Annotated in this window: 15 protein-coding genes and 1 pseudogene; 5 read left to right on the forward strand and 11 right to left on the reverse strand. The window is 38.6% G+C overall.

Going from position 1 to position 22,334, the window contains the following annotated elements:
• Nucleotides 1-89: 89 nt before the first annotated feature.
• Complete coding sequence (locus TDE_RS09365) at nucleotides 90-557, reverse strand: CvpA family protein (RefSeq protein WP_002679705.1); 468 nt, start codon at nucleotides 555-557, stop codon at nucleotides 90-92.
• A 28-nt stretch (nucleotides 558-585) separates the two neighbouring features.
• Nucleotides 586-1,761: an undecaprenyldiphospho-muramoylpentapeptide beta-N-acetylglucosaminyltransferase gene (gene murG, locus TDE_RS09370; RefSeq protein WP_010957113.1), complete on the reverse strand. Its 1,176-nt coding sequence runs from the start codon at nucleotides 1,759-1,761 to the stop codon at nucleotides 586-588.
• A 254-nt stretch (nucleotides 1,762-2,015) separates the two neighbouring features.
• Here murG and TDE_RS09375 point away from each other — a divergent pair, with 254 nt between their 5' ends.
• Complete coding sequence (locus tag TDE_RS09375) at nucleotides 2,016-2,879, forward strand: Rpn family recombination-promoting nuclease/putative transposase (RefSeq protein ID WP_002679709.1); 864 nt, start codon at nucleotides 2,016-2,018, stop codon at nucleotides 2,877-2,879.
• A 123-nt stretch (nucleotides 2,880-3,002) separates the two neighbouring features.
• Complete coding sequence (locus tag TDE_RS09380) at nucleotides 3,003-4,169, forward strand: HAD family hydrolase (protein ID WP_002679711.1); 1,167 nt, start codon at nucleotides 3,003-3,005, stop codon at nucleotides 4,167-4,169.
• Between the two features lie 182 nt (nucleotides 4,170-4,351).
• Here TDE_RS09380 and TDE_RS09385 read toward each other — a convergent pair whose 3' ends face one another.
• Nucleotides 4,352-4,609 carry a type II toxin-antitoxin system RelE family toxin gene (locus TDE_RS09385; protein WP_002679713.1) on the reverse strand — a complete coding sequence of 86 codons (258 nt, stop codon included), beginning with the start codon at nucleotides 4,607-4,609 and terminating at the stop codon, nucleotides 4,352-4,354.
• The gene (locus TDE_RS09390; protein WP_002669806.1) at nucleotides 4,606-4,836 is read right to left on the reverse strand and encodes a hypothetical protein; all 231 of its coding nucleotides are present in this window, start codon (nucleotides 4,834-4,836) and stop codon (nucleotides 4,606-4,608) included. Before TDE_RS09390 ends, TDE_RS09385 begins: the two co-directional genes overlap by 4 nt.
• A 625-nt stretch (nucleotides 4,837-5,461) precedes the next feature.
• Between TDE_RS09390 and TDE_RS09395 the strand changes: the two are divergent.
• A pseudogene (locus tag TDE_RS09395) lies at nucleotides 5,462-5,788 on the forward strand (hypothetical protein); the annotation flags it as partial.
• A gap of 438 nt (nucleotides 5,789-6,226) precedes the next feature.
• Here the strand turns inward: TDE_RS09395 and TDE_RS09400 are convergent.
• The 4 genes from TDE_RS09400 to TDE_RS09415 are packed head-to-tail and all read right to left on the reverse strand — an operon-like array spanning nucleotide 6,227 to nucleotide 15,044.
• The gene (locus TDE_RS09400) at nucleotides 6,227-9,190 is read right to left on the reverse strand and encodes a leucine-rich repeat domain-containing protein (RefSeq protein WP_002679716.1); all 2,964 of its coding nucleotides are present in this window, start codon (nucleotides 9,188-9,190) and stop codon (nucleotides 6,227-6,229) included.
• A 14-nt stretch (nucleotides 9,191-9,204) separates the two neighbouring features.
• Complete coding sequence (locus TDE_RS09405) at nucleotides 9,205-10,416, reverse strand: hypothetical protein (RefSeq protein WP_010957119.1); 1,212 nt, start codon at nucleotides 10,414-10,416, stop codon at nucleotides 9,205-9,207.
• Nucleotides 10,406-13,180: a FecR domain-containing protein gene (locus TDE_RS09410; RefSeq protein ID WP_002679719.1), complete on the reverse strand. Its 2,775-nt coding sequence runs from the start codon at nucleotides 13,178-13,180 to the stop codon at nucleotides 10,406-10,408. The genes TDE_RS09405 and TDE_RS09410 overlap by 11 nt, the downstream gene beginning before the upstream one ends.
• On the reverse strand, nucleotides 13,134-15,044 hold the full coding sequence (locus tag TDE_RS09415; protein WP_002679721.1) for an adenylate/guanylate cyclase domain-containing protein: 1,911 nt from the start codon (nucleotides 15,042-15,044) through the stop codon (nucleotides 13,134-13,136). Before TDE_RS09415 ends, TDE_RS09410 begins: the two co-directional genes overlap by 47 nt.
• Nucleotides 15,045-15,212: 168 nt before the next feature.
• Between TDE_RS09415 and TDE_RS09420 the strand changes: the two genes are divergently transcribed.
• Complete coding sequence (locus TDE_RS09420; protein WP_002679724.1) at nucleotides 15,213-15,623, forward strand: hypothetical protein; 411 nt, start codon at nucleotides 15,213-15,215, stop codon at nucleotides 15,621-15,623.
• 25 nt (nucleotides 15,624-15,648) lie between these two features.
• The gene (locus TDE_RS09425; RefSeq protein WP_164920601.1) at nucleotides 15,649-18,411 is read left to right on the forward strand and encodes a hypothetical protein; all 2,763 of its coding nucleotides are present in this window, start codon (nucleotides 15,649-15,651) and stop codon (nucleotides 18,409-18,411) included.
• 24 nt (nucleotides 18,412-18,435) lie between these two features.
• Here the strand turns inward: TDE_RS09425 and TDE_RS09430 are convergent, their stop codons facing one another.
• From TDE_RS09430 to TDE_RS09440, 3 genes are all read right to left on the reverse strand, one after another.
• Nucleotides 18,436-19,194: a lysophospholipid acyltransferase family protein gene (locus TDE_RS09430; RefSeq protein ID WP_002679729.1), complete on the reverse strand. Its 759-nt coding sequence runs from the start codon at nucleotides 19,192-19,194 to the stop codon at nucleotides 18,436-18,438.
• Between the two features lie 23 nt (nucleotides 19,195-19,217).
• Entirely contained in the window at nucleotides 19,218-21,347 is a 2,130-nt protein-coding gene (locus tag TDE_RS09435) for an ATP-dependent DNA helicase (RefSeq protein ID WP_002679730.1), read from the reverse strand.
• Nucleotides 21,348-21,484: 137 nt separating this feature from the next.
• Nucleotides 21,485-22,249, reverse strand: a complete 765-nt coding sequence (locus tag TDE_RS09440) for an Rpn family recombination-promoting nuclease/putative transposase (protein ID WP_002669815.1) — start codon at nucleotides 22,247-22,249, stop codon at nucleotides 21,485-21,487.
• Nucleotides 22,250-22,334 lie beyond the last annotated feature (85 nt).

Here is a 22,334-nt window from a genome sequence, read left to right on the forward strand (position 1 = left end):
AAACTCGGCAGATAAACAGTGAGGCTGAATTTCTGCCGAACTGTTTATCATACCCCCTATAAAAACTTTTTGCAAGGTTTATCCAACTCCTAAAACTGCTTGGTAATATCTAAAATAAATGGAGAAAGGATTTTCGCAAAAATGCTTTCACTTAATATTTTATCGAATGAAACAAAGGTTTGGATATTGATAAGCATGAGGATAACTCCTATGACAATCAAGCCTTCTACAAGGCCCAGACAAAAACCTAATGACCTGTCCAAATTTTTTAATGACTCGCTTGAAAAAAGGGAGCCTAAAAAAACTTGAACCAATTTTATAATCAAATAAGTAGATAAAAATAAAATCAAAAAGGCTATCACGGCAGATAAGGATTTTCCTCCAAGAAGCTCGGTAATTACAGGGGTAAGCAATTTATAAAACAAAAAAGCTACAAGTCCGCCGACAATAACCGCAGCCTTTGAAAAAAACTCGTCTATAAAACCGGTTACGGTAACCTTAATAACAAAAAAACTTAATATAATCAAAAAAACTATATCGGCACTTCCTATCCGCATTTAATTATTCTCCATCACTTAATCCTGCTTAAAGATCTTCATTCTTAGATGTAAAAAAGCTTTTTAAAAAGTCAGCAATTACGAGGGCAGGTTTTTCACCTGCCAAGGCGGCAGAAGCCTGAGCCATATTTTTTAGCCTTTCGTTTCCGCTTATGTTTTCTTCAAAACCAAGATCCCGCAAAAGCCTTATAAAAATATCGGGCCTTACATCTTCGCCCAAAAGAATTTCTGCGGAACCTTTTTTCTTAAAGAATTCGGCATTTTCTATTTGATCGCCGCGGGAGCTTCCCTTTTCAAGAGGAACCAAAATCATAGGCTTACCGGCAGCTGCCGATTCCCAAACCGTATTGGCTCCTGCCCGCGACACCACAATCGAAGAAAGGCTTAAAACATCGGCCATCTCCTTTTTTATAAAGGGATAGGGTTTATAGTTTTCTGCAAATTCGGGGGAGGACTTTAAAAGGCCTTCTTTAATTTTTTGTCCCTGATCCATATTGGCTTCCCCAATCTGATGAACCACAACAAAATGCTTTACAAGATATTCGATTGAATCGGAAATCAAATCGTTTAACTGTCTTGCACCGAGACTTCCGCCTAAAACAAACAAAACAGGTAAGTTCGATTTTATGTTTAAAAAAGAACGCCCCTTTTCTGGCCTGCCCGAATAAAAACTTAAGCGGACGGGATTCCCCGTACATATAACCTTTGAACGGAGAGAAGCCGGCAAAAGCTCCGCTGTTTCTTGATATGAAACCAAAATACGGTTTGCAAATTTAGAATTAATCCTTGTTGCAAGGCCGGGCGAAAAATCACACTCGTGAGTGATAACCGGAATTTTTAAGAATTTTGCAGCGGCACATGGAGGCACCGAAACAAAGCCGCCCTTAGAAAAAACAAAAACAGGTTTTAACTTTAAAAGAATAAAAAAGGACTTTATAAAGCCTGCAGCAACCTTAAAAACATCTATAAAGTTTTGAAAACTAAAATACCGCCTCAATTTTCCGGCAGGAATACCTATGAATTCAAGAACTGAAGGAGAAGCCGAGTAAAGCTCGGAAGATTCAACTATTTTGCGGTCAACTCCCTTAGCAGAGCCGATCCAAACTATTCTGCATTCCAAAGAAGAGCTCAAGGCCTCGGCAACGGCAAGTCCGGGAAAAATATGCCCCCCCGTTCCGCCTCCTGTAAAAACAACACATTTCATAAATGTAAGTGTATCACAATGACACAATTTTGAAAAGGGCTGCAAAAGACTTCTACACATTCTTTTGGTTTATTTTCAGTTTTTACTTTAACAGCAAAAAACAAAAAGAATTTTAATTGAATATATGTAATTATTTGGTCATTCAACTACTTTATTTTTTCAAATTTTACTATCTAGTGCAAACTATTCATACAATAATTATGGAAGGAGAAAAAGCTTTCTTCTTTGAAAATAATTTTTATATGAGGTAGAAAATGAAAAAATTGTTTAAAGTAACTCTTCGAAATGACTACGCTTTTAAAAAAGTATTCGGAACTGAAGAAAATAAAGATGTTCTGCAGGATTTATTAGAATGTATCTTAGACATTCCACCTGAGAATATCGCAGGCTTGGAACTTCTTGATAAAGAGTTTCATAAAGATTCGATAAGCGATAAAACCGGTGTCTTAGACGTAAAATTACGCCTAAAGAACAATACCATTATCGACGTCGAAATTCAAAACAGATGGAATAGCGAGTTTGTCCAGCGAACCATCTTTTATTGGGCTAAAATGTATACGGAAAATTTAAAAACAGGTGAAGTATATACAAAATTGCCCAAATGTATTACAATAAACATAGTGGGTGAAGGTTTTAATTTGAACTCACTTTTACACAGCGAGTATAATGTGGTAGAAAAGCACATAAACGACAGGCTTTCCGATGAGTTTGAAATCCACTTTTTAAACTTAGCCAAAGTTAAAGACGATGAAAACATTGGGCAGGATGAAAAGAAAAAGAAACTTTATAACTGGCTGAGATTTATCGAAACCGATGATGAGGAGGTACGTAATATGCTGGCACAAGAATCACCTATAATGGCAAAAGCCAATGCAACAATAAACATAATGGAAATGAGCCCAAAAGAAAAATGGCTATATGAAAACCGTATGAAATACGAACATGACAAGGCCTCATGGAAACATGTGGGTTATCAAGAAGGTATTGAAAGAGGCTTTGCGGATGGAGCTTATCAGAAGTCAATTGAAACGGCCAGGATTATGAAACATGAAGCTTTTGATTTAAACATAATTTCAAAAATTACCGGCTTAAGCAAAGAAGAAATTGACAAACTATAATTAATTTAAGAAGGGAGACATATCGGTTTGCATGAAGTATTACGACCATAGTATCAAACCATAAACTTTCAATTCTTTCCCCCTCCGATTGACTTTATTTTGCAATTTATTCATAATGCCATTATGCTTAACGATGACGCTTTAATTTTAAAAACAGGAAATTGGGAGCCTCAAAATAAAAAGAGGCTTGAAAAACTGATAAGAGAAAAGGCCTTTAACGGAAATTATGCCGTTTTTGACTGGGATTTTACTTCAATTTTTTATGACACGCAGGATAATCTTTTTGTGTACCAAATTGAAAATCTTTGTTTTAATTTAAACCCCGAAGAATTTAATCAAACCATAAGGGCGGGAATTCCTCAAGATGAGATTTTGCCCCATACAATAAACCTTGAAGGCAGAGCCTTAACTGCCGGAGAACTTTCCGACGATCTAAACGAACGCTACGAGTTTCTATATAAAAATTATTTGGGTTTTAGCGGAAAAATGAGCCTTGCAGAAATTACATTGACCGAAGAGTTTATAGATTTTAGAGCTAAGATGCTTGTTTTAATGCGGGGAGCAGCCTCCCTTTGCGGTGTGGACATCGGCCAATCCGTAAGCACAGGCATGACGATAGAAGAACTTTCGGTCCTTACCGAAAAGGCAATAGATCAAGGCCTAAAAGACGAAATAAAAACTTATAGAGTAAGATCTTCATCAGTTTTAAAAGGAAGATCCGGAGAAGTAGAGGGCGGCTATAGAAAGGGCTTACGCGTTCAAGAAGAAATGCAAGACTTGTTTTCGGCTTTAAGGAAAAACGGAATCGAAGTCTATATTTGCTCAGCCTCCCAAGAAGACAATGTCCGCGTTTTTGCATCCAACCCAAAATATGGATATAGGCTGGACAGTAAAAACGTTTTCGGAAGAAGAAGGCTCCTTGATGAAAATAAAAAGCTTACCGTTATAGACAACACCTCGATTCCTGCAACAAGAAAAGAAGGAAAGGCCGAAGCAATAAAAAAAGTCCTTGCCCCGAAACACCAAAACAAGGCTCCCGTTTTAATAGCAGGCGACGGCGACGGCGATTTTTACATGATGGATGCTTTTAAAGACGAGGCCTTGATCCTAATCTTTAACAGAAGCCCCAAAAAAGAAGCTAAAATATATCCCCTTTTAATGAGCGGAATTAAAGAAAGAGAAAATCCTGATGCTCGGATAATTGTTCAGCACAGAAATAATCAAAAAGGATGTTTTATCTCAAAGGCCCCGGAAGAAGAAAAACCTCTGGACAGCCTGCCTGAAAAGTAAGCCGCCCTCTCTGCAGTTTATTTTTTATTTAACCGCAGCGAGCGCAAAGCGTTGAGCTCACGCTCAACTTCGCAAAGTATTTTTTTTATGAAACTAAGAAATAAACAGCTAAACTTATGAAAAATCGAGGCTGTCCACTGCCAATTAATTAATCGCTTCCACTTTTTCTTGGCTGAGACCGCTCATCGATACACCGTTGAGCGATGTCCGATTTCAATGACTGTAATAATCAATCTATCATCATGTATACGGCACAAAATACGGTAATTACCGACGCGGTATCTCCATAGTCCTGAAAGATTTGAAGTAAGTGCTTTTCCGCGGGAACGCGGATTATCAAGAAGTTCTATCTGTTCAAGGTAATCTAAAACACGCTTTGAGATTGCCGCGTCCAATTTTTTTAGTTGCTTTTTAAATGTTTCCGTCAAGATGACTTTCATAGTCCCAACTCACACCGCATTTCAGCAATGGTATATGTCCTTTCCCCGCTTTTCTCAAAGTCATTCCACGCTTTTTCGGCAAGCTGAGCATCTTCGGCATCTTCCTGCAATTCGGCAAGATAGCGGCTTAGGGCGTTTTCCAAGACGGTATCTTTAGCCGCTCCGGTAATTTTTACCGCCAGTTCCAATGCTTGATACACTTTATTTGTCATAGTCATTGTATGCATAAAAAGCCTCCTTAATTCTATTATACCACAACTTCGGTAATTTTGTAAGGGCATTATTTAACCGCAGCGAGCGCAAAGCGTTGAGCTCACGCTCAACTTCGCAAATGAATTTTTTTCTAATTTACTATTTTTTTCAAATATTTTCTATAAATATAATGGGGAGGTATGATAAACAGTTCGGCAGGAATTCAGCCTCACTGTTTATCTGCCGAGTTTGCCTTTCGGCAAACGTCGCATTATTATATATGCTTTTTCACTTTGTTGCAAAAGCACGGAAAAAACTTTTTTCGCAAATTTATTTGCTATCCGCTTTCGCGGATACGATGAAAAATTTCCTTACAGAACAAAGCCGAAAGGCTCTGATATTTGCTGCAAAAAGTTTTTATAGGGAAAATGTGAAAAAAATAGGAGAATACAAATGATTAAAAATGTTTGAAGATTTAACAATGCGGGATTCCAAAGGGCTGCAAGTCCTTTGGCAGCGCGAGTACAACCAGCGGAGCTTCAAGGTAAAAAGGGATGGGGTCAAAGGGGAAGTGGCACAACCAACGGAGTTTCGAGGTAAAACCACCGCCCTGACTTGAAAAGCCCGTAAGGGAACGGGGGGGTGCCCCTTCCCCTTTTAGAGGTTATAATAAACGCAGAGGCATTTAAGAACACCGAAAACAAAGAATTAAAGGAATTTTTAGAATATCTTAAAACAGGCAAAACAAAGAGTGAATTTACAAGGAGGATAGAAGAAATGATACAAACAGTAAAACAAAATGAACAAGCAAGACAAGAATATAGATTAATGTCTACTTTTGAAATGGACGCTAGGTATAAAGGTTTCTCGGAAGGCTTAAAGCAAAAGTCAATAGAAACAGCTACAATATTAAAATAGTTGGGAGACTCGATACAAAAAATTATGCAGGTTACAGGCCTTCCCGAAGAAGAGATTGAAAAACTGTAAATTAGGGGAAGTACAGCCAGCGAAGCTTCAAGGCGTACAGCTGGCAAAGCTTCGAGGCTAAGACCCTTTTTCGGAAGAAAGGTGTTTGACCTTGAAACTGCGTTGGTTGTTACCCTCCCCTATAACCCCTCCTTTCTCCAAAATTCCGCTTATGGGCTGCGCCTCTAAGAACCCGCATTGTTATCAAATTTTTAGTTTAATCCAATTTATAAAAATATTTTTCTAATTTACTATTTTTTTCAAATAATTCCTACAAATATTATGGTATAAAGGTTTTTATGAAACTAAGAAATAAACAGCTAAACTTATGAAGCTAAAAAACGTTGATATAGCTTTAATTAAAGAAATAACAGTCCTTTCCAAAAAGAGATTGAAAAATTTGTAATGCTTAACCAGGAACAGCTTCCTAATTAAGCATTACTACTACACCAGGTTTAATTAAGGTGTTATTGCAGAAAACTTATTAGCACTTGTTCCCATAGTGCCCGCATTATCCTTATAGTTTTGAAGATAAATTGAAGGAACCTTTATTCCCCCTGCATTCAAGCCAGAGCAGCCGTGAAAAGCATCGGCAAAATTGCAGCCATAATAATCACGATTAATTTTTACTCCTTTCAACTTTATACAGTTCAAAAAACAATTATTCATATTCGTAACGCTTGAGGGAATATCTGGACCGGTCGTTAATTCTTTACATCCTCTAAAACAGCTCTCCATATCCGTAACACTATTCGAAATACCAGGAATTGTGGTTAAACCGGTACAGTTCAAAAAACATTCTTTCATATTCTTAACACTATCAGGAATAGTAGGAGCTGTGATTAATTTGTTACATCCTCTAAAACAACCCTCCATATTCATAACACCATCAGGAATAGATGGAGCTGTGGTTAAACCGGTGCAGTTCAAAAAACAGTTCTTCATATTTGTAACGCCTGAAGGAATGTTCTCCAGAGAAACAAGGTTGCCACACCCTGCAAAACAATTTTCCATCGAAGTAACGTCTGAAATGCCGGCGGGCAGTTTAAGCGCAAGTTTTTTAGAGCCGGCTTTTTTTATCCTTTTGTTGAGTTCTCCGGAACCCGAGCTGCTGCCATCAAAGTGATTTTGCGGTATCTCACCTGTTATTTCGATACGGTTTATTGCGGTTGACGAAGCCTGAGGCGAAGTAAGGAAGGCTTCCAACTGATCATACCGTACTTTCGTATATCTTGTTAATTGCCCATTATCATCTATTGACCATGTCTGCGTATTGCCGCTGCCTGAATCTTCCGGGGTTACGGTGAACCTATCATTATAAGCCCCTACATCCGTACTGCCGCCCAACATCATTAGTACCGTTTCGCCGGCACTATAGGATTCAGGAGTAATACAGGCAGCTTTCGATTTCGTTATAGGCTTACCTTTGTCAATTTTTATGTGAGCAAGAGAACCACTACCCTCATCTAAATACACATCATTTCCGTCTTGCAGGGTACCGTTTCCCCATTCTCCGACACAGGCTTCGCCGCCCATGATAAACTCACCGTCGGAGATGAGATAGCCTGTAGAACCTTGTACATAAACGCCTTTTCCCAGAATGCTTGTATTATTCTTAATTGTGCCGCCATGCATCTTAAAAGTACCGTTTTCACCCACATACACACCGCCGCCGTCTGCCGCTGCGGTACAACCCTTTATTTCCGTATCTATCAAGATAATGTTACCATGGTTGTGTACATAAATACCGCCTCCATTCTTTGTTGCCGTACAGTCTTTGATAATAATATCATCTGTTGTCAATTCTCCGCCGGCACAGTAGATTGCACCGCCACCTCTGGAACTATCGGTATTCTTTCCTTTTTGCAGGGTCAGCTTTTCAAGAGTCAATACGCCTTGTAGCCCCATATTAAAAATAAAGGTTTCATTATCAGCATCCAATATATCGGTATTCTTATTAGAGCCCATTATTTTAACGGTTCGACTTACATTAATTTGGTTATTCGGTCCAGAAGGAGCTTTAATTTTGCCGGTGATTTTGATTATGTCGGGACCGCCGCTAGACCTTTCGACCTCGGTTTTAAGCGTGGTCCATGCACCGCTATCGGTGCTATTAATCTCTAAGACCGTACCTTTTCTTACTTTAACATAAAAAACTTTTGTATCGCTATCAGCAAAGCCTTCTTCTTTTACAGTAAGACTTATTTGATATTCTATCTCAGAACCGATACCAGATGGAGCTGTCAACATTATATCAACCTCGGTATTAGAGCTGCTGTCTATGTCGTTAAGAAATCGCCATGTGCTTGATTCTTTCTTGAAGAGTGTACCCCTTATTGTTGCACCGGTTGTTTCCGTTTTTGCCTTAACTGTAATCGACGATTCTGTACTTATTAGATACGGACTGCTTGGGTTACCGGCTTGTATAGATATGTCATTTGAATTATAGGAGAGCTTTGCAGCTTCCGCCTTCGTTGCAGGGGTTGATACGTGAATGTCAGAAGATTTTAAGCCTGCTTCATCTATGAGAGTGAATGTATAGTTTTTTCTTGCAGTCTTTACTTCCGTATCCGTTCTATAACGCAATGCCCAAGAATCGTTATTGAGAGCAGGATTCCATGAGGGAACTGCCGGCGAAGTCTCATCACCTGAAAGATGAACAACTTCGGTTGAAGCAAGCAGTCGGCCGCTTGGTTCAAAGGCTGTATTTCCCGATGTAAACGCTATCGCAGCCGAATCACCACCTGTTACGGACAGCTCTTCAATGTCCTTCTGTCGCTTTCCGGCAGAAGATCCGGTACCCGCCGTTTCGGCCATATCTTCGGCTTTCAGTATAATAACGTAATAATACTTACCGCCTATAGGGTTTGCCGTTTTACCGATTGTTATGGAAGAACTGAGTTTAGGCGCTGTGTCCGCCTTTAGGTTCAGACTGAACTTCTTATTGAATGGTCTACCGTCTGTGGAAGTGAGGGTAATTTCGGGGCTTATGTTACCCGTACCCCACTCGTGATTTTTTAAAAAGGCTGAATTGTACGTGAGCTTCAATGCCGTTTTGTCAGGTGTCTGCTCTAAAGTGTAGTCCGTGTTGTATGCCGGCTGTGTTAAAAGCCCGGGAAAATTTATAATCTTCTGCACGTCTGCTGCTGAGGACATTGATGTAGGCGTAATTAAGCTGAATTTTCTCGGGTTATGCAGTTTAATCGTAAGCGTCGTTACAGGCGAATCCGACGGTATGCACAGTGCTCCGTCATTACTTATTTGATAGGGCTTATCAATACTGAATCCTGTAGGAACGACTTCGCTCGACCAGTAACCTAAGAATTCTTCAGGATTGTCTATAAATTGTTTACAGCTTGTAAATACAATGGCCGTTGTCAGCAATACCGCTGAAATTATTAAAATCTCTAAAATTTTTTTCATAAAAAGCTCCAATACTAGAATTCCCACCCTACGGAAAGAGACGGCTGTACTATATATTTGGGGAAACCTGTTCTAAACGGAATTATATGATCGAGATTTACTTCGATATATAATTTTTTATAAACATAAACTTGTAAGGCTGTTCCTAAATTCATTGTCAAACCCCAATACCATGATTTTGGGCTTTTAAACTCGGGAAAAACAAATTGTGTATTTACTACAAATGCAGTGCCGAAACCCAGGTGAGCATCAAAATTGAGACGATGCCTTATTATAGGTTTCATGTAGACGGCCTGTATACCGGTTAAAAGGAGACCTGCAGACAGGGTATAATCCGAGTCTTTTTTTCTTAAGTACATTCCCGAACCGGTAAAGTTAAAGCCGAAATTTCCATAAGAACGCTTTATCGGCACAAAGCTGAACCTTAAAATACCGCTTAAGGCGGCAAAATTTTTTCCAAAGTATTCTTTAAAAAGCTTGTTCCCTGCAAAGCCGTTAAAGGCATAGCCGCCTGACAGATAAATATCAATAGGTTTTTGAAATTTAAATGTCATTTTCTGTTTTGAATCTTTTAAACCGCTTGGGTCGGTAACAACAAATTCATATTGCCCCGGATTGATTCTCAACATATTAAAACTTATTTTTGCCTTAGTTCCGTCAGGACTTATCTCTACAATTTTGCCGAAAATGGGAGCTCCACCTTCTTTTTGAAGAGCAAAGGTGGTTTCTTCCCTAAAATTCTTGCCTGAAAGACTTACAACATCACTATATTCTTCATCAAAATATATTGCAGCAGGAGAAACGGAAGAAGTTTCAGGCTGATAGGCCACAAGAATGTCAAAATAACGGTCTGCACTTACCGCATCCACCTGACCGAGAAGGTTTATAACCTTTATCCTGTATCGGTACTTTCCGGCAGGTAAGGAAACATCAAGAGAATTTTTCTTTAATTTCTTTTTATCTATAATAACCCACTTGCCGTTTTTTTCTTTTTTTTCAAGCTCGAATTCAAAATGCAAAATACCTTCTACATTTTCCCAAGAAAGCGTTTGATAAAAAACCGCTTTTTTCCCTTCCGTTTCAATAATATAATTTTTCTTTACTTCATTATTTTTTTCAGCATTTTGATTTTTATCTTCAACCTTTTGAGCAAAAGCTCCCAAAGGGAACAAAAGCAGCAAAAATAAAATCACTAAATTCCTGGTAAATATTCTTTTATCTTCCATAAAGGACTCCCGTTTCATCAGTTTCTACATTATCTTTTTTAGGTAAATCGATGTCAAAGCGTTTCCTTGAAGGGGTTCCGGTTTGAAAAACCAATCCGCTGTCCAAACGCCGTTCCGCAATAACTTCTATAAAAAATGCACCGCGCGATAATCTGCTTAAATCTTTAAATTCATAAACAAGATCCTCTGCTCCCGATTTCGCTTTAATTTCGGTGCTTGCAATTACTTTGTTTTTCTCATTATACAATTTCATAACATAATGAGTTGCCTTATCAACAGGCTTCCACTTAAAGACTATACTTCGATGTGAAGAAAAGAAGGGAATGCCTAAGACTTCTTTTTCTCCCGGGAATACAAACTTTGTCTTTGGAAGTGGCGGTATGGGCAAAACCGTAAATGCGGAATATTTTTCCGACGAAATATCGAAGCCGTCTTCGGTTTCGGCTATAACCTTCCAGCGGTATTTTCCTGATACTAAAGGCGGAAGCTGCACCTTATACCCCGCATCTTTTAAAGCAAAAACGGGAGCGCGTACGCCTACCTTTTCCAAAATAAATTCGACACCTAAAGGCGGATGAACGGAGGACCACTCTGCCTGAGAAGGATTAAGAGCGGCTTCTATACCGTCAATCTTTGCACCTTCGGTAGGTTTTAACAGCTCTACAGGCCTCAAATGTTTTGCACTAAAGCCGTGTGCCTGAGACTTTCCAAATTTTCGGCTTGAAGTCAATGTTGCATTTGCAAAGGCCTGTATATTCAATATGTAATCTCCGTCTTCAAAGTTACCCATAGCAATTTCTATTTCGGTTTTTGAAGCATAAAGGTCTTCATAAAAAGGTTTAGAGCCGGGAATTCTATCCGTTAGTTTTACCTGATAGTAATCCGCACCTTCTACCGGTTTCCAGTTAAATTTGCTTTTACGTCCGGGCACTATTACAATGCTTTTTTTTGCATTTTCCAGTTCAGGCTTATCGAGAAGAGGAATAACGTTTAATTTTTTTACGTCCGATACATACTGCTTTCCGTCCAGTTCGGTACATACGCGCCAATACCATTTTCCTTCGGGCAAAACAATTCCATCAATTCCTAAACCTTTGACAGACTTATTAACTGTAAGTTTTTTAAAATCTTCGGTATCCGAAACCTGAAAAATCTGCTCCGAATCGAAATTACTCTTCCATGTAAAGAAGGTGTCTCCTGTCAGAGGCTGAAGTAAGCAATAATCATTAGGCGGAAAAACGGCACGCAAAATAATCTCGGAGTCCATAGTTATAAAGGAAGCAACATCACTTATTCCGATTTCGTTCTCTTTTGCATCAAGAGAAGCAACGGTCATAAAATACTCTCCATTAGGCAAAATTTTTGAAGCTTCTTTTAAATCCAAATAACTCGTTATAACTATATCGTTTATAAGAACATCGGTCATCGCCTTATCTCTGGCTATTTTTACCCTGTATTTTTCCGCATCCAAATTGGGCTTCCATGAAAAGGTAAGGCCCTTTCCCTTCGAGGTATCCATAACCTTTTTCATATAAAGAAGTTTAGGTTTCTCGGCTTCTTCGGTCTTTTTTATACGAAAAACAGAAACTTCTGAGGCTTGAGCTTTAAATGAAGAATCGAATCCGTATTTTGGAAGAACACGCCAATACCAAGTTCCTTCCGTCAACTCCGAAAGCGAAAAAGATTCCGTACTCGAATTCTTTACCACTTTGGGATTTTCCATATTCTTATTGTCTGCAATTTCAACCGTGTAATATGAAGAAAGCTCATTACCTTCCCATAAAAATCTGATATGTGGAGGATTTGTATTATATGCAAAGGTTTTTTCGGCTTCAGGGAGAAGATTTACCGGGGCCGGAGCCTTTATAACCGTTACTTTTCCGGATACGGCATCTTCTTCAGACCCTGACTTAGCCGCCAATCTCCAGTGCAAGGCTCCGCTGTCATGCTTAACGGTAAATTCTTTTAAACCTCGGACATCATATCTTTTAGTATCTACGCTAAAGTTGCTCAAAGGGGAAGTTTCAAGGAATATTTCTTCATTATTGGGAAAGGAAGATTGCCACTTAAACTTAATATCGACACCTAAATCATCTCTCGATTGATTTAAGATTCTCGTATTTTTACCCGGGCTTATCATAACTAACTTGGCTGCCTGCCCCTGCTGTAAAACTGAACCGGCTTCAAGAACTTCGGTTTCTCCGGTTTTACTGCCTGTAACGGAAACGGAACCTTCTTCTACCGCAAGCTGAAGACTTTCAGCATCGCCTTTTTGTACGTGCAATACCGAACCTTTTTCGATGTTTATGTCAGCATTATTAGATTTTAAACGTAAATTATTGTTTGCCGTTTTTGCCGAAACCGAGCCCGAATTCAAATTAAGTTCCGATTCTTCATTTTTCGCAAAAATCTGAACCATCGTGTTTGAATCAACCTCGACTACATTGCTTGCATCCTCATTTCCCAAAAAATGAATTGTCGCCAAGGCTTCATTTGCGGTTCTTATCGTATCTCCGTTATATAAATAAGAATTTTGAACGGGACGATCCCATACGGCTCTATCGTTGAATTTACGCTGAACGGTTTTGTATTTGTATTCAATGGTCGCTATGGGAGTATCCGTACGTTCAAATGTTCTGTTTAGCTCCTTTACAAACAAAAACAAGTCAAAAAATATAACCGCCAGAGAAACAATGACCACAACAAGATCTAAAAAATTACTGTTTGTTTTGGGCTTGAATGTTGTATTTCTTTTCGTCTTCATTTACATCTACCTTATTCAAATTGGGAGTAGGAATTCCTAATTTTGCTCTAATTTGCGCCAAAGTCTTCGGGCCCTTTTCTCCGGCTCCGGGAATGTCAGTTTCTTCAGGCATATTTATAACCGCAAACATTCTTAAAGGAGCTGATTTTCCTTTAACCGTAACCGAGGGCATTTCTTCAACCAAGACCTTATCTTTTACAAGCCGATAAGTGTTTTCGGTAATAAGAATATCCGTTCCGAGAGGCTTATTTAAAGCTTCGGTTCGGGAGGCCAAGTTTACGGCATCGCCTATTACCGTGTACTCCATCCTCTTTTTGGAACCTATCTGACCTGCAACTACAGGGCCAGAGTTAATACCGCAGCCTATGCGGATTATGGGCTTTTTGTCGCCTCCTCTTCCTTGATTGAAGATAATTAAGGCGGCTCTCATCCTTAAAGCAGCCCTTATACAGTTAAGAGCATCCTCTCTCGGATTTCCCGCACTTGTAGGAGCACCCCAAACAGCCATAACGGCATCGCCTATAAATTTATCTACTACACCATGGGTATCGTTTACGCACTCTACCATCTGTGTCATGTATTCGTTGAGGAATTCTACAACCTCATTCGGTTCAAGTTTTTCAGAAATTGCCGTAAAGGAGCGTATATCCGAGAAGAAAATGGTTGTTTCCTTTGTTTCGCCTCCCAGTGCAAGCTCACCCTTCATAGCAAGCTCTGCAATTTCCTTGTTTATAAAGCGGCCGAACGAATCCTTGAGTCTTTCTCTTTCAGCCAAGCCCTTACCCATTCTTACAAAGCTGTTCGTTAAAAGGCCTATTTCATCCTTTGTCTTAGCCTTTAGATCAAGCTCATAATTGCCCTGCTCTATTTCTCCGGCAGCCGAGGCAAGAGCCTTAACCGGAGAACTGATCGATTTGGAGAAAAACCAGATAAACAAGACCGCAAGAGCCAAAACTGCAATGCCTAAAGTAACATTCTTAAAGGTTGACCTGACTACGGGTTCCAAAACCTTATCGGCCTCGGCTGTGGTAAGAACTGCAAGATCAGCTATCGAAATTTTTCTGTATGCACCGAACTGTTTTTTCCCTTCCTTGTCGGTAAAAAGGATTTGCCTGTTCATGTCGCCTTTTTCGCGCATTTCTATAAAAAGTTTTGAATCGCTTATGTTTATTCCGTTTTTGGTAAGCTCAAAATCGGGATGAATTAAAATATCACCTAAGTTATTTACAAGATAGGTTGTTTGAAGTTTCCCCGTACCTATATTTTCGGATAGGGTCTCGGCCGAAAAGAAGATTACCAACCCCTGATCCAAGCCCTTTTCCCTATATGGGTAAAAAAGAACAAGGATGGGCTCTCCAAAAAACGGAGAAGCATTTATAACCTGCTCGATGCCTTTTTCCGCCTGAATAGCCGTATCCATTTCGTTTTCGATAAATTCGTCGATGGCGGAATAATCCAATTCACGGGAAAGGAAAAAGTTGGTACTAACGAGTTTTCGATAAATACGCTTATTCATTCTTGCATCGGTAACCAAAACAGCCGCTACCTGAGGGTTTCTTTCAAAATAAAAATCGGCAGTCTGCTTTGCTATGCCTGACCCTGTTTCGGTCGAGTTAAGAACATCCAAAAACAAAAAAGCATTGGCCTTTATCGACAAAAGTTCCTTTTCTGCTGCAGCTCCGGCTTGAAAATTTACAGTCCTGTTGCTTTCTTCAGACATAGTTTGAATATCTTCACCTACAAACCATGTAACAAGGCCTGTTATAGTACCCAGAGAAAACACAACCAAAATCGAAATAATAGTTATCAGTTTAGCACCGATTGAGAATTTGACCTTCTCGTTTACACCCTCATTTTTTAACATAATTTCTCCAAAAAAATAAGCATTACAATTATAATTATAAGTACATTTTATCACAAAAGAACAAAATCTTCAATAAATTTAATGAAAAAATAAAATTTTATTCACTTAAAGGCAATTCTAAAAATTCCGATAATCTTTATAGAAATAAAAGTTTTTTTGGAGGAATAGATGGTTTCAAACACTTCGCCGCTTCAAGCTCTTTCTCAAATTGCAATGCCTAAGATTTCGGCAGGCGGAAGAGCCTTTGTGCCCGTCAAGGCAAGCCAAGTCCTCTACGCCCATTTTAAATATGTTTCAGGTTTTGCTCAAGCTCAGGGCCAATCGGGCATGAGTATCGACAAGCTCAGAATCTTAAACTCAATAATCGACCAACTTGTATCCATGAAAACCAATGAAGCTCAAAAAGCAAAACTTACGGAATCTGCAGCAGCTCAAATTGAATCGGAAATAAGCGAAAACCAAATAGACGGACTTTTGGATTACTACCACAATCAAATCAAAAACACGATGATACAAACCGAAAATATCGGCTATGGCGGAAATCCCCTTCCTGCAGCTGTACTCGACTTGACAGCCTAAGTTTTTTTACGCATAATTGCAGAATATGCAATGCAAAATAAAATTCGTCTTTTTTATTTCCTTTTTAACCTGTGCATTTATACAGCTAAATGCTCAAAATCTTTTTGTTCAAAAAACCAAGTATTTCGATATAATTTATTCTCCGGTATCGGAAAAGACGGCAGCCTTGATTTCGGAACATGCGGACAATTATGCCGAAGAAATTTCTCAAAAACTAAACCGTAAAATTCCAAAAAGAATGCCCATCTATATTGAAGGCGGAAAGGAAGCCTTAAACGGTTATTATACCTTTTTTCCGTACCGCCGGATTGTTCTTTTTGATACCTTGCCGGAAGAAGGTCAGCTAAGCAATTTAAGCGATATAATCTTAAAAGTCCTCTATCATGAATTAACCCATGCAATTTCACTCACATATTTTTTGCCCCTCCTCCCAATGTCCTTTACCGAGGGTGTTGCCGTTTCGTACGAAAGTGCGGAAGACGATCAGGGCAGACTAAACGATCCCCTGATAATGCACCACCTAATGCAGGGGCGGCTTGAAAATGCAAGTCCTTCATGGAAACAGGCGGCAGGAGCTAGAGATGTTTACCCCGGCGGACTTTGGCCTTATATTTACGGCGGAGCCTTTGCCCAATATCTTCAAAAAATTTACGGAATGGAAACCTATGTAAAATACTGGGCTAATCCTCTTTCCTCTTTTCCTCAGGGAAAAACAAAAAAGATTTTTGACAAGGAACTTGATAAACTTTGGAATAATTTTTTAGAATCGATTTACTTTCCCGAAAAGGCTCTCAGTCCTCAAAATCCGATTAAGGAAGCCGGAGGTTTTAGTCTTATTGCAAGCTCTAAAGACGGCTTTGCCTGTTTTGATTTTACAACAAAAAACGTAATATTTTTTGACGATTCGGGAAAAGAAGAAAAACTTTTTACTGCAAACCCTACCCTTTCTTTTTTAAGTTTTTCGCAAGACGGAAAATTTCTTTTGGTAAGCGATTTGGTGAATACCCCTCACGGCGAACACAATAGGGCAACCATCTTTGACATGCAGAAAAAAAAGTTTTTAAGTAAAGAATTTCTGTCTTTAAGGTATGCGTCCTTTTGCGGGGAAGCGCTTTGCGGAATCGAAATAAAAGGTCAGTTTTCCGAACTTGTTTTAATCGATCAAGAATCTTTTGAAAAAAAAGAAGGTCTTTCCAAGACCGGTCTTTTAAAGGCAGGGCCGGGACTCCCCTATTCGGCTATTTACAATCCCGTATTTGCAGGCAAAAACAAAATAGCCCTCATTGCCGCCAACGGAATAAACCGCGATATTCTGATACTCGATACGGCTTCAAAAAAAATACAAAAACTTGAATTCGAAAATCATCTTCCCGCAATAAGATATTTACAAAGCAACAATTCGGAAGAAGAACCTGTTTTAAGTTTTTCGTGGGCGGGTAAAGATAATCTTTACAGGTCGGCTTTTTTTAATTTAAAAACGAATGAGTTAAAGGTTTTGGAAAAAGACATTTCCGGCGGTACTTTTTTCCCTGTTGTAAAGCAAAAAAAAGATACTAAAGAATATGAAATTATCTATGCCGGAGTTTTTACAAAATACAACTCGCTTTATAAAATAGATTCTTCACTTTTTACTGAAAGGAAGGCATCTTTAAAACCGCTCGATATTTCGGCTCAAGAAATAAAAACAAAAATTCCTAATACAGATATTTTAACAAAGGATAAGTATAATTATTTTTCATGGATACATAAACCCTTTCCCCTGCCCATCATTGATTTTTCGGGACTTTTAGGAGAAAACAAAACCGTACCGATCGGTCTAAAATTATATTGGAATGATCCTACAAATCTTTTATATTTTGAAACTCTTTCTGTTTTTTATTTTAAGCCTTTTTTTTATGAAACGTCCATTTTACTCAAAGCAGCAACAAGGCCTGCCGATATCCGGATTAAATTTTATGATGAAAATAAATCCTTTAAATATAGAAAAATCGGAAGCAGCATAGAAAGCGAATTGCTCTTACCCTTAAATTCTTTTTATCATAATGTTTCGGGAAAAGCCGGTTTATCTATTGAAGGCTTCAGCTTTTTCGGCTCATCCTACAAAAGAGCAAAAACTCTTTACGAACAAAAATTAGGGAACCCCGTCCTATCCGAAGAATTATCCGCCGTTTATACTTATCAAAAATCTTCTCAAAAGTTAAACACGAATTTTTTTACAAAAGATTTTATAATGCTTCAAGCGGCAGCCGGATTAAAACACGGCGTCCATTTTCCTTCAAAAACAAATGCTCTTGCCGTTCAAGCTTACGCAGCTTTTAGACCTCCGATAATTCCGATTAAATTAAACTTAAGCTCATATTTCGGGTACAATGCCTTTGCTCTTCCGCACACCGGCAGCTACGGATTTTTTAACAGCACGGCTTTGATGGGTATGGCATCTTATCTTCCCAATATGAGCGAATATGAAAACGTAAAAAAACTTATCCGTCCGGGAAAATTAAATTACGGCTTCGGCTTTGAGGGAGAGGTCAATCTTTTAAGTTATGATATTCAAACAGGAAGTTCATGGCTTCCCATATTTTTTAACAGGCTCAATATTACAACAGGCTACAGAGCAATCTTTAACTTTTTAGACGCAGGAAAAAACACGGCCGATATTTATCAGTCGGTTTACGGCAAACTTTATATGACCATAAGCACAGCCGCAAATATCGGTATGGAATACGCTCATCCTCTTGAAAAAGTAAAGATAGGAAAATTTAAAGCTATTATACAAATAAAATTCTAGGTTAAAACTTAAAGCGGTTAAGTCCTATTTTTTATCGGCTTTACGCCACTCATCAAGCTGGGCCTGTATGAGGGCTTTTCCCTCTTCAAGAATCTTAATCTGTTCTTCCTTTGTCTTAGGAGCATCATAAATTTTTAAAAGTTTAATCCTGTATGCGCCGCCTTTTAGGTTTTTTGCCATACGGGTCAGCGAAGATATTTTCCAACCTCCGTCAACGGCACAGACTGCTACAGGCATTGGTGCCGCATTTAAAAATCGGCGGAACCCGGCCGCATGAAAAGTTTTTAAATTACCGTCCTTTGAGCGGGAACCTTCGGGGAAGATAACGGGAATAAGATTGTTTTTTACAACATGGTCTGCAAATTTATCGACTGCCTTCATAGCCTGCGTCGGGCTCCCCGTTCTTTTTACCAAACAATGTTTTCCGCTTTTAAGCATAGGAGAAACAAGGGGAACATTATGTCCGAGTTCTTCTTTTGCAACAAAGCGGAGACGCGTTCCGTTATAATAGTTCATGTGAACCACTATGTCTAAAATACTTTGATGATTGGATATAACCAAATACTGCTCAGGCAGCTGATCCGTAAGGCTATAGTCTCCTTCAAACCTAAAACCGATATATTGTTTAAAAATCGCAAACAATAAGCGCGGAGCAGGTCCTACAATTACTTCGCTATTAACCCAATCACAGCCGCGTCTGTAAACGGAATGACATACACCTATCAACGCAGCCCTCCATGACAAGGCTACCAAACAACATAAAATCGCAATAAGAGCACCCATCTTCTTCTCCTATGAAACTGAATCTAGTTATTATACAAAAAATCTTCTATTTTATTCAATACGGCTTTTGTTTCCGAAAAACATTGAATTGTTTGCGGAATGCTTTGAATAAATATTGAACCGTAACGCTTTACTAAAATTCTTTTATCCAAGACGGTAACTATACCCCTGTCGGTATTGGAACGCATGAGCCTTCCAAAACCCTGCCTAAATTGTACAACAGCTTCGGGAACGCTCAACTGCATAAATGAATTTCCGCCCGATTTTTCGATTAAGTCCGCCCTTGCTTTAAATATGGGTTCGGTCGGAACCGCAAAGGGAAGTTTTACCAAAATTACGTGGGAAAGGGATTCTCCCGGAACGTCCACCCCTGCCCAAAAAGACGAAGTCGCAAATAAGCAGCTTGTAACATCATCTTTAAATTCGTATAAAAGCTGCATTCTATCCGCCTCGCCCTGTTTTAAAATCTTTATTTTTTCATCAATATGCTCTCTTACATATTCGCAAGTTTTTTGAAGAGAATCATAAGACGTAAACAAAATAAGGGTCTTGCCTTGGGTTATTTCCAATAAGGCGAGGACGGTTTCGTTTACGGCATCTTGAAAATTGTTTTCATCAGGCATGGGCATATCTGTCGGAATATTAAAGACAACATTTTTTTCGTATGGAAAAGGAGAAGGGAAAAAATCTTTTATAATTTTCTTTTCGGTAAAATTATAAAGGCCGTTTCTATTAAGCCAAAAGTTAAAATCGTCTCCGATTTTTAAGGTAGCGGAAACACAGATGACCGTTGCCATGGGCATAAAAACCGAACGCCGCATTATCGGTGCCAAATTTAACGGTGTCTGAATAAAGCGGACAGCCTCCCCTTGAGAGGTTTTTATTTTTTCAAACCAAAAAACATCGTTTGGGAATTCGCTGCTGTTTAAAAAGTTTTCCATTACGGAAGCCATTTTTTTTAAGCGGCGCAAGACTACAAGACCCTCTCTTATATAGCCTTCTTCATCTTCTTCTCCATCAGCTGCATTAATAAGGTTTTCAAGTTTTATGTTTAGGTTGTTTATGTTTTTAAAAAAATTGTCTACACAAGATAAGAGCTTTTCCTTTTCATCGCTTGAAGTTTGTGCGAGGCTTTTTGACTGATAGGTTTGCAGAACCTGCAAGGCTTGTTCTTCAAGAATATTAAAAGAAGCTGCAGCAACTTCAAGAAGATTTATGATTTCGGTAAAAAGTTCCGCCTTTTTGGAGATTGAAACTATGCCGCTTAAAATGCCTGCCTGCTTTCCTCGCCTAAAGCGGTAAAGTAAGTTGATTTGCTTGTGCAAGGCAAAGCGGGAAATATCGCTTGAAAAAAAACTTTGTGCAGCGTCTTCAATTCCGTGAGCTTCATCGATTATTATATTATCGTAAGAAGGAAGAACTGCCGTTCCCTGATAGCCGAAGCCTTCTGCCCTAACTGAAAGGTCTGCAAATAAAATGTGATGATTAGCAACCAGTATGGAAGAGTTTTCCGCTTCGCGTTTTAGCTTCATCACAAAGCAGCCTGAAAAATAAGGGCACTTATTCATAGGGCAGTTATCGGGCTCGGAACAAACAGTAGACCAAACTTTTTCCGTCGGCATAAAATCAAGGTCCGAGCGGCTGCCGTCCTTTGTTTCGGTTGCCCATTCTTTTATCTTGTCAAGTTCTTCCTGTCCTTCAGTAAAAAAATCGTTCTCCCTTAATGCCTGAGTCATCCGGCGTAAGCATAAAAAATTATGCCGCCCCTTTACAAGGCAAGCCTTCATATCCTGAAAACCCTTTCCCAAAATTTTCTTTGCAGTAAGAACATCCTTTTCGATGAGCTGCTGCTGTAAATTTATAGTCCCTGTAGAAATTACAACGCGTTTTTTATTTTGTTTTGCCCACATCATTGCAGGCAAAAGATAAGCAAGGCTCTTCCCTACCCCGGTACCGGCCTCAAAGACGCCTATAGCCTCTTCATTAAAACAGCGGCAAATCGATTTTGTTAAAGCAAGCTGCGGCTCACGGGCTTCGTATCTTTCAAAAAAAGAAGCAAGGGGTCCATCCTCCTCCAAAAGAGAAGAAACCGTTTTAGGGTCCAGGGGGTATATTTTTTCGTCGTCAAAATAATCATCATCAAAGTATTCCATGCTTTAAGACCTATTGCTCAAGACGGCGATTTTATCATATTTTCCTGCCGATTTCAAGTGCAGAATTTTACTATCTATTACAAACAATTTCTATAAGATAAAGATTTGAGGAATTAATAATAAATATCTTGATAAACTTACAGTTTTTCTATTTCGGATTCGGAAAGACCGGTTATTTTTTTAATTAAAGATATATCCAGCTTTTCCATTTTCATATTTTTAGCCGTTTGCTTTAAGCCTTCTGAAAAACCTTTATACCTAGCGTCCATCTCAAAAGTAGACATTAATCTATATTCTTGTCTTGCTTGTTCGTTTTCTTTTATTGTTTGTATCACTTCTTCTATCCTCCTTGTAAATTCATTATTTGGCTTACCTGTTTTAAGATATTCTAAAAATTCTTTTAAATCTTTATCTTCGGTATTTTTAAAAGCCTCTGAATTTATTATAACCTTTTTTGTTCCGTCTTGTAAAGATATATTTTTATCTTCTATACAAATATTTTCAAAAGTATAAACAGGTCTATTTTTACCGATAACATCAAATAAACAGATAAAAATTATAAAGCTGTCATTTAAATCGTTATAGAAATTCCCTTTATCCAAGAACGAAATGTCTATAGCTGCTTGGTAAAACCTCATTCTTTTAGGTATATTCTTCTCGTTGCTTACCTGCATTTCAACATCGTATAAATTACCGTTTTCTGTCTGCACTAAAACATCAAATCTCACCGACTTTGCCTGTTCATAGTTTTTAAGATTATGCTGTATCGAAATATATGCAATTTTACCTATTGTATCGGCTAGTATCATTTCAATCAGTCCTTTACATAAGTCAGGATTTTGCATAGCTTTACAAAACATAAAGTCATCCGTAAATGTCAAATCTTCAAATCTTTTTACCATTTTTTTTCTCCTAAATTTTTTATATTCTCCCTCCTCATTATATTTATAGAAAATATTTAAAAAAAATAGTAAATTATTCCGATAT

The sequence above is a fragment of the Treponema denticola ATCC 35405 genome (assembly GCF_000008185.1).
Classification (GTDB): Bacteria; Spirochaetota; Spirochaetia; order Treponematales; family Treponemataceae; genus Treponema_B; species Treponema_B denticola.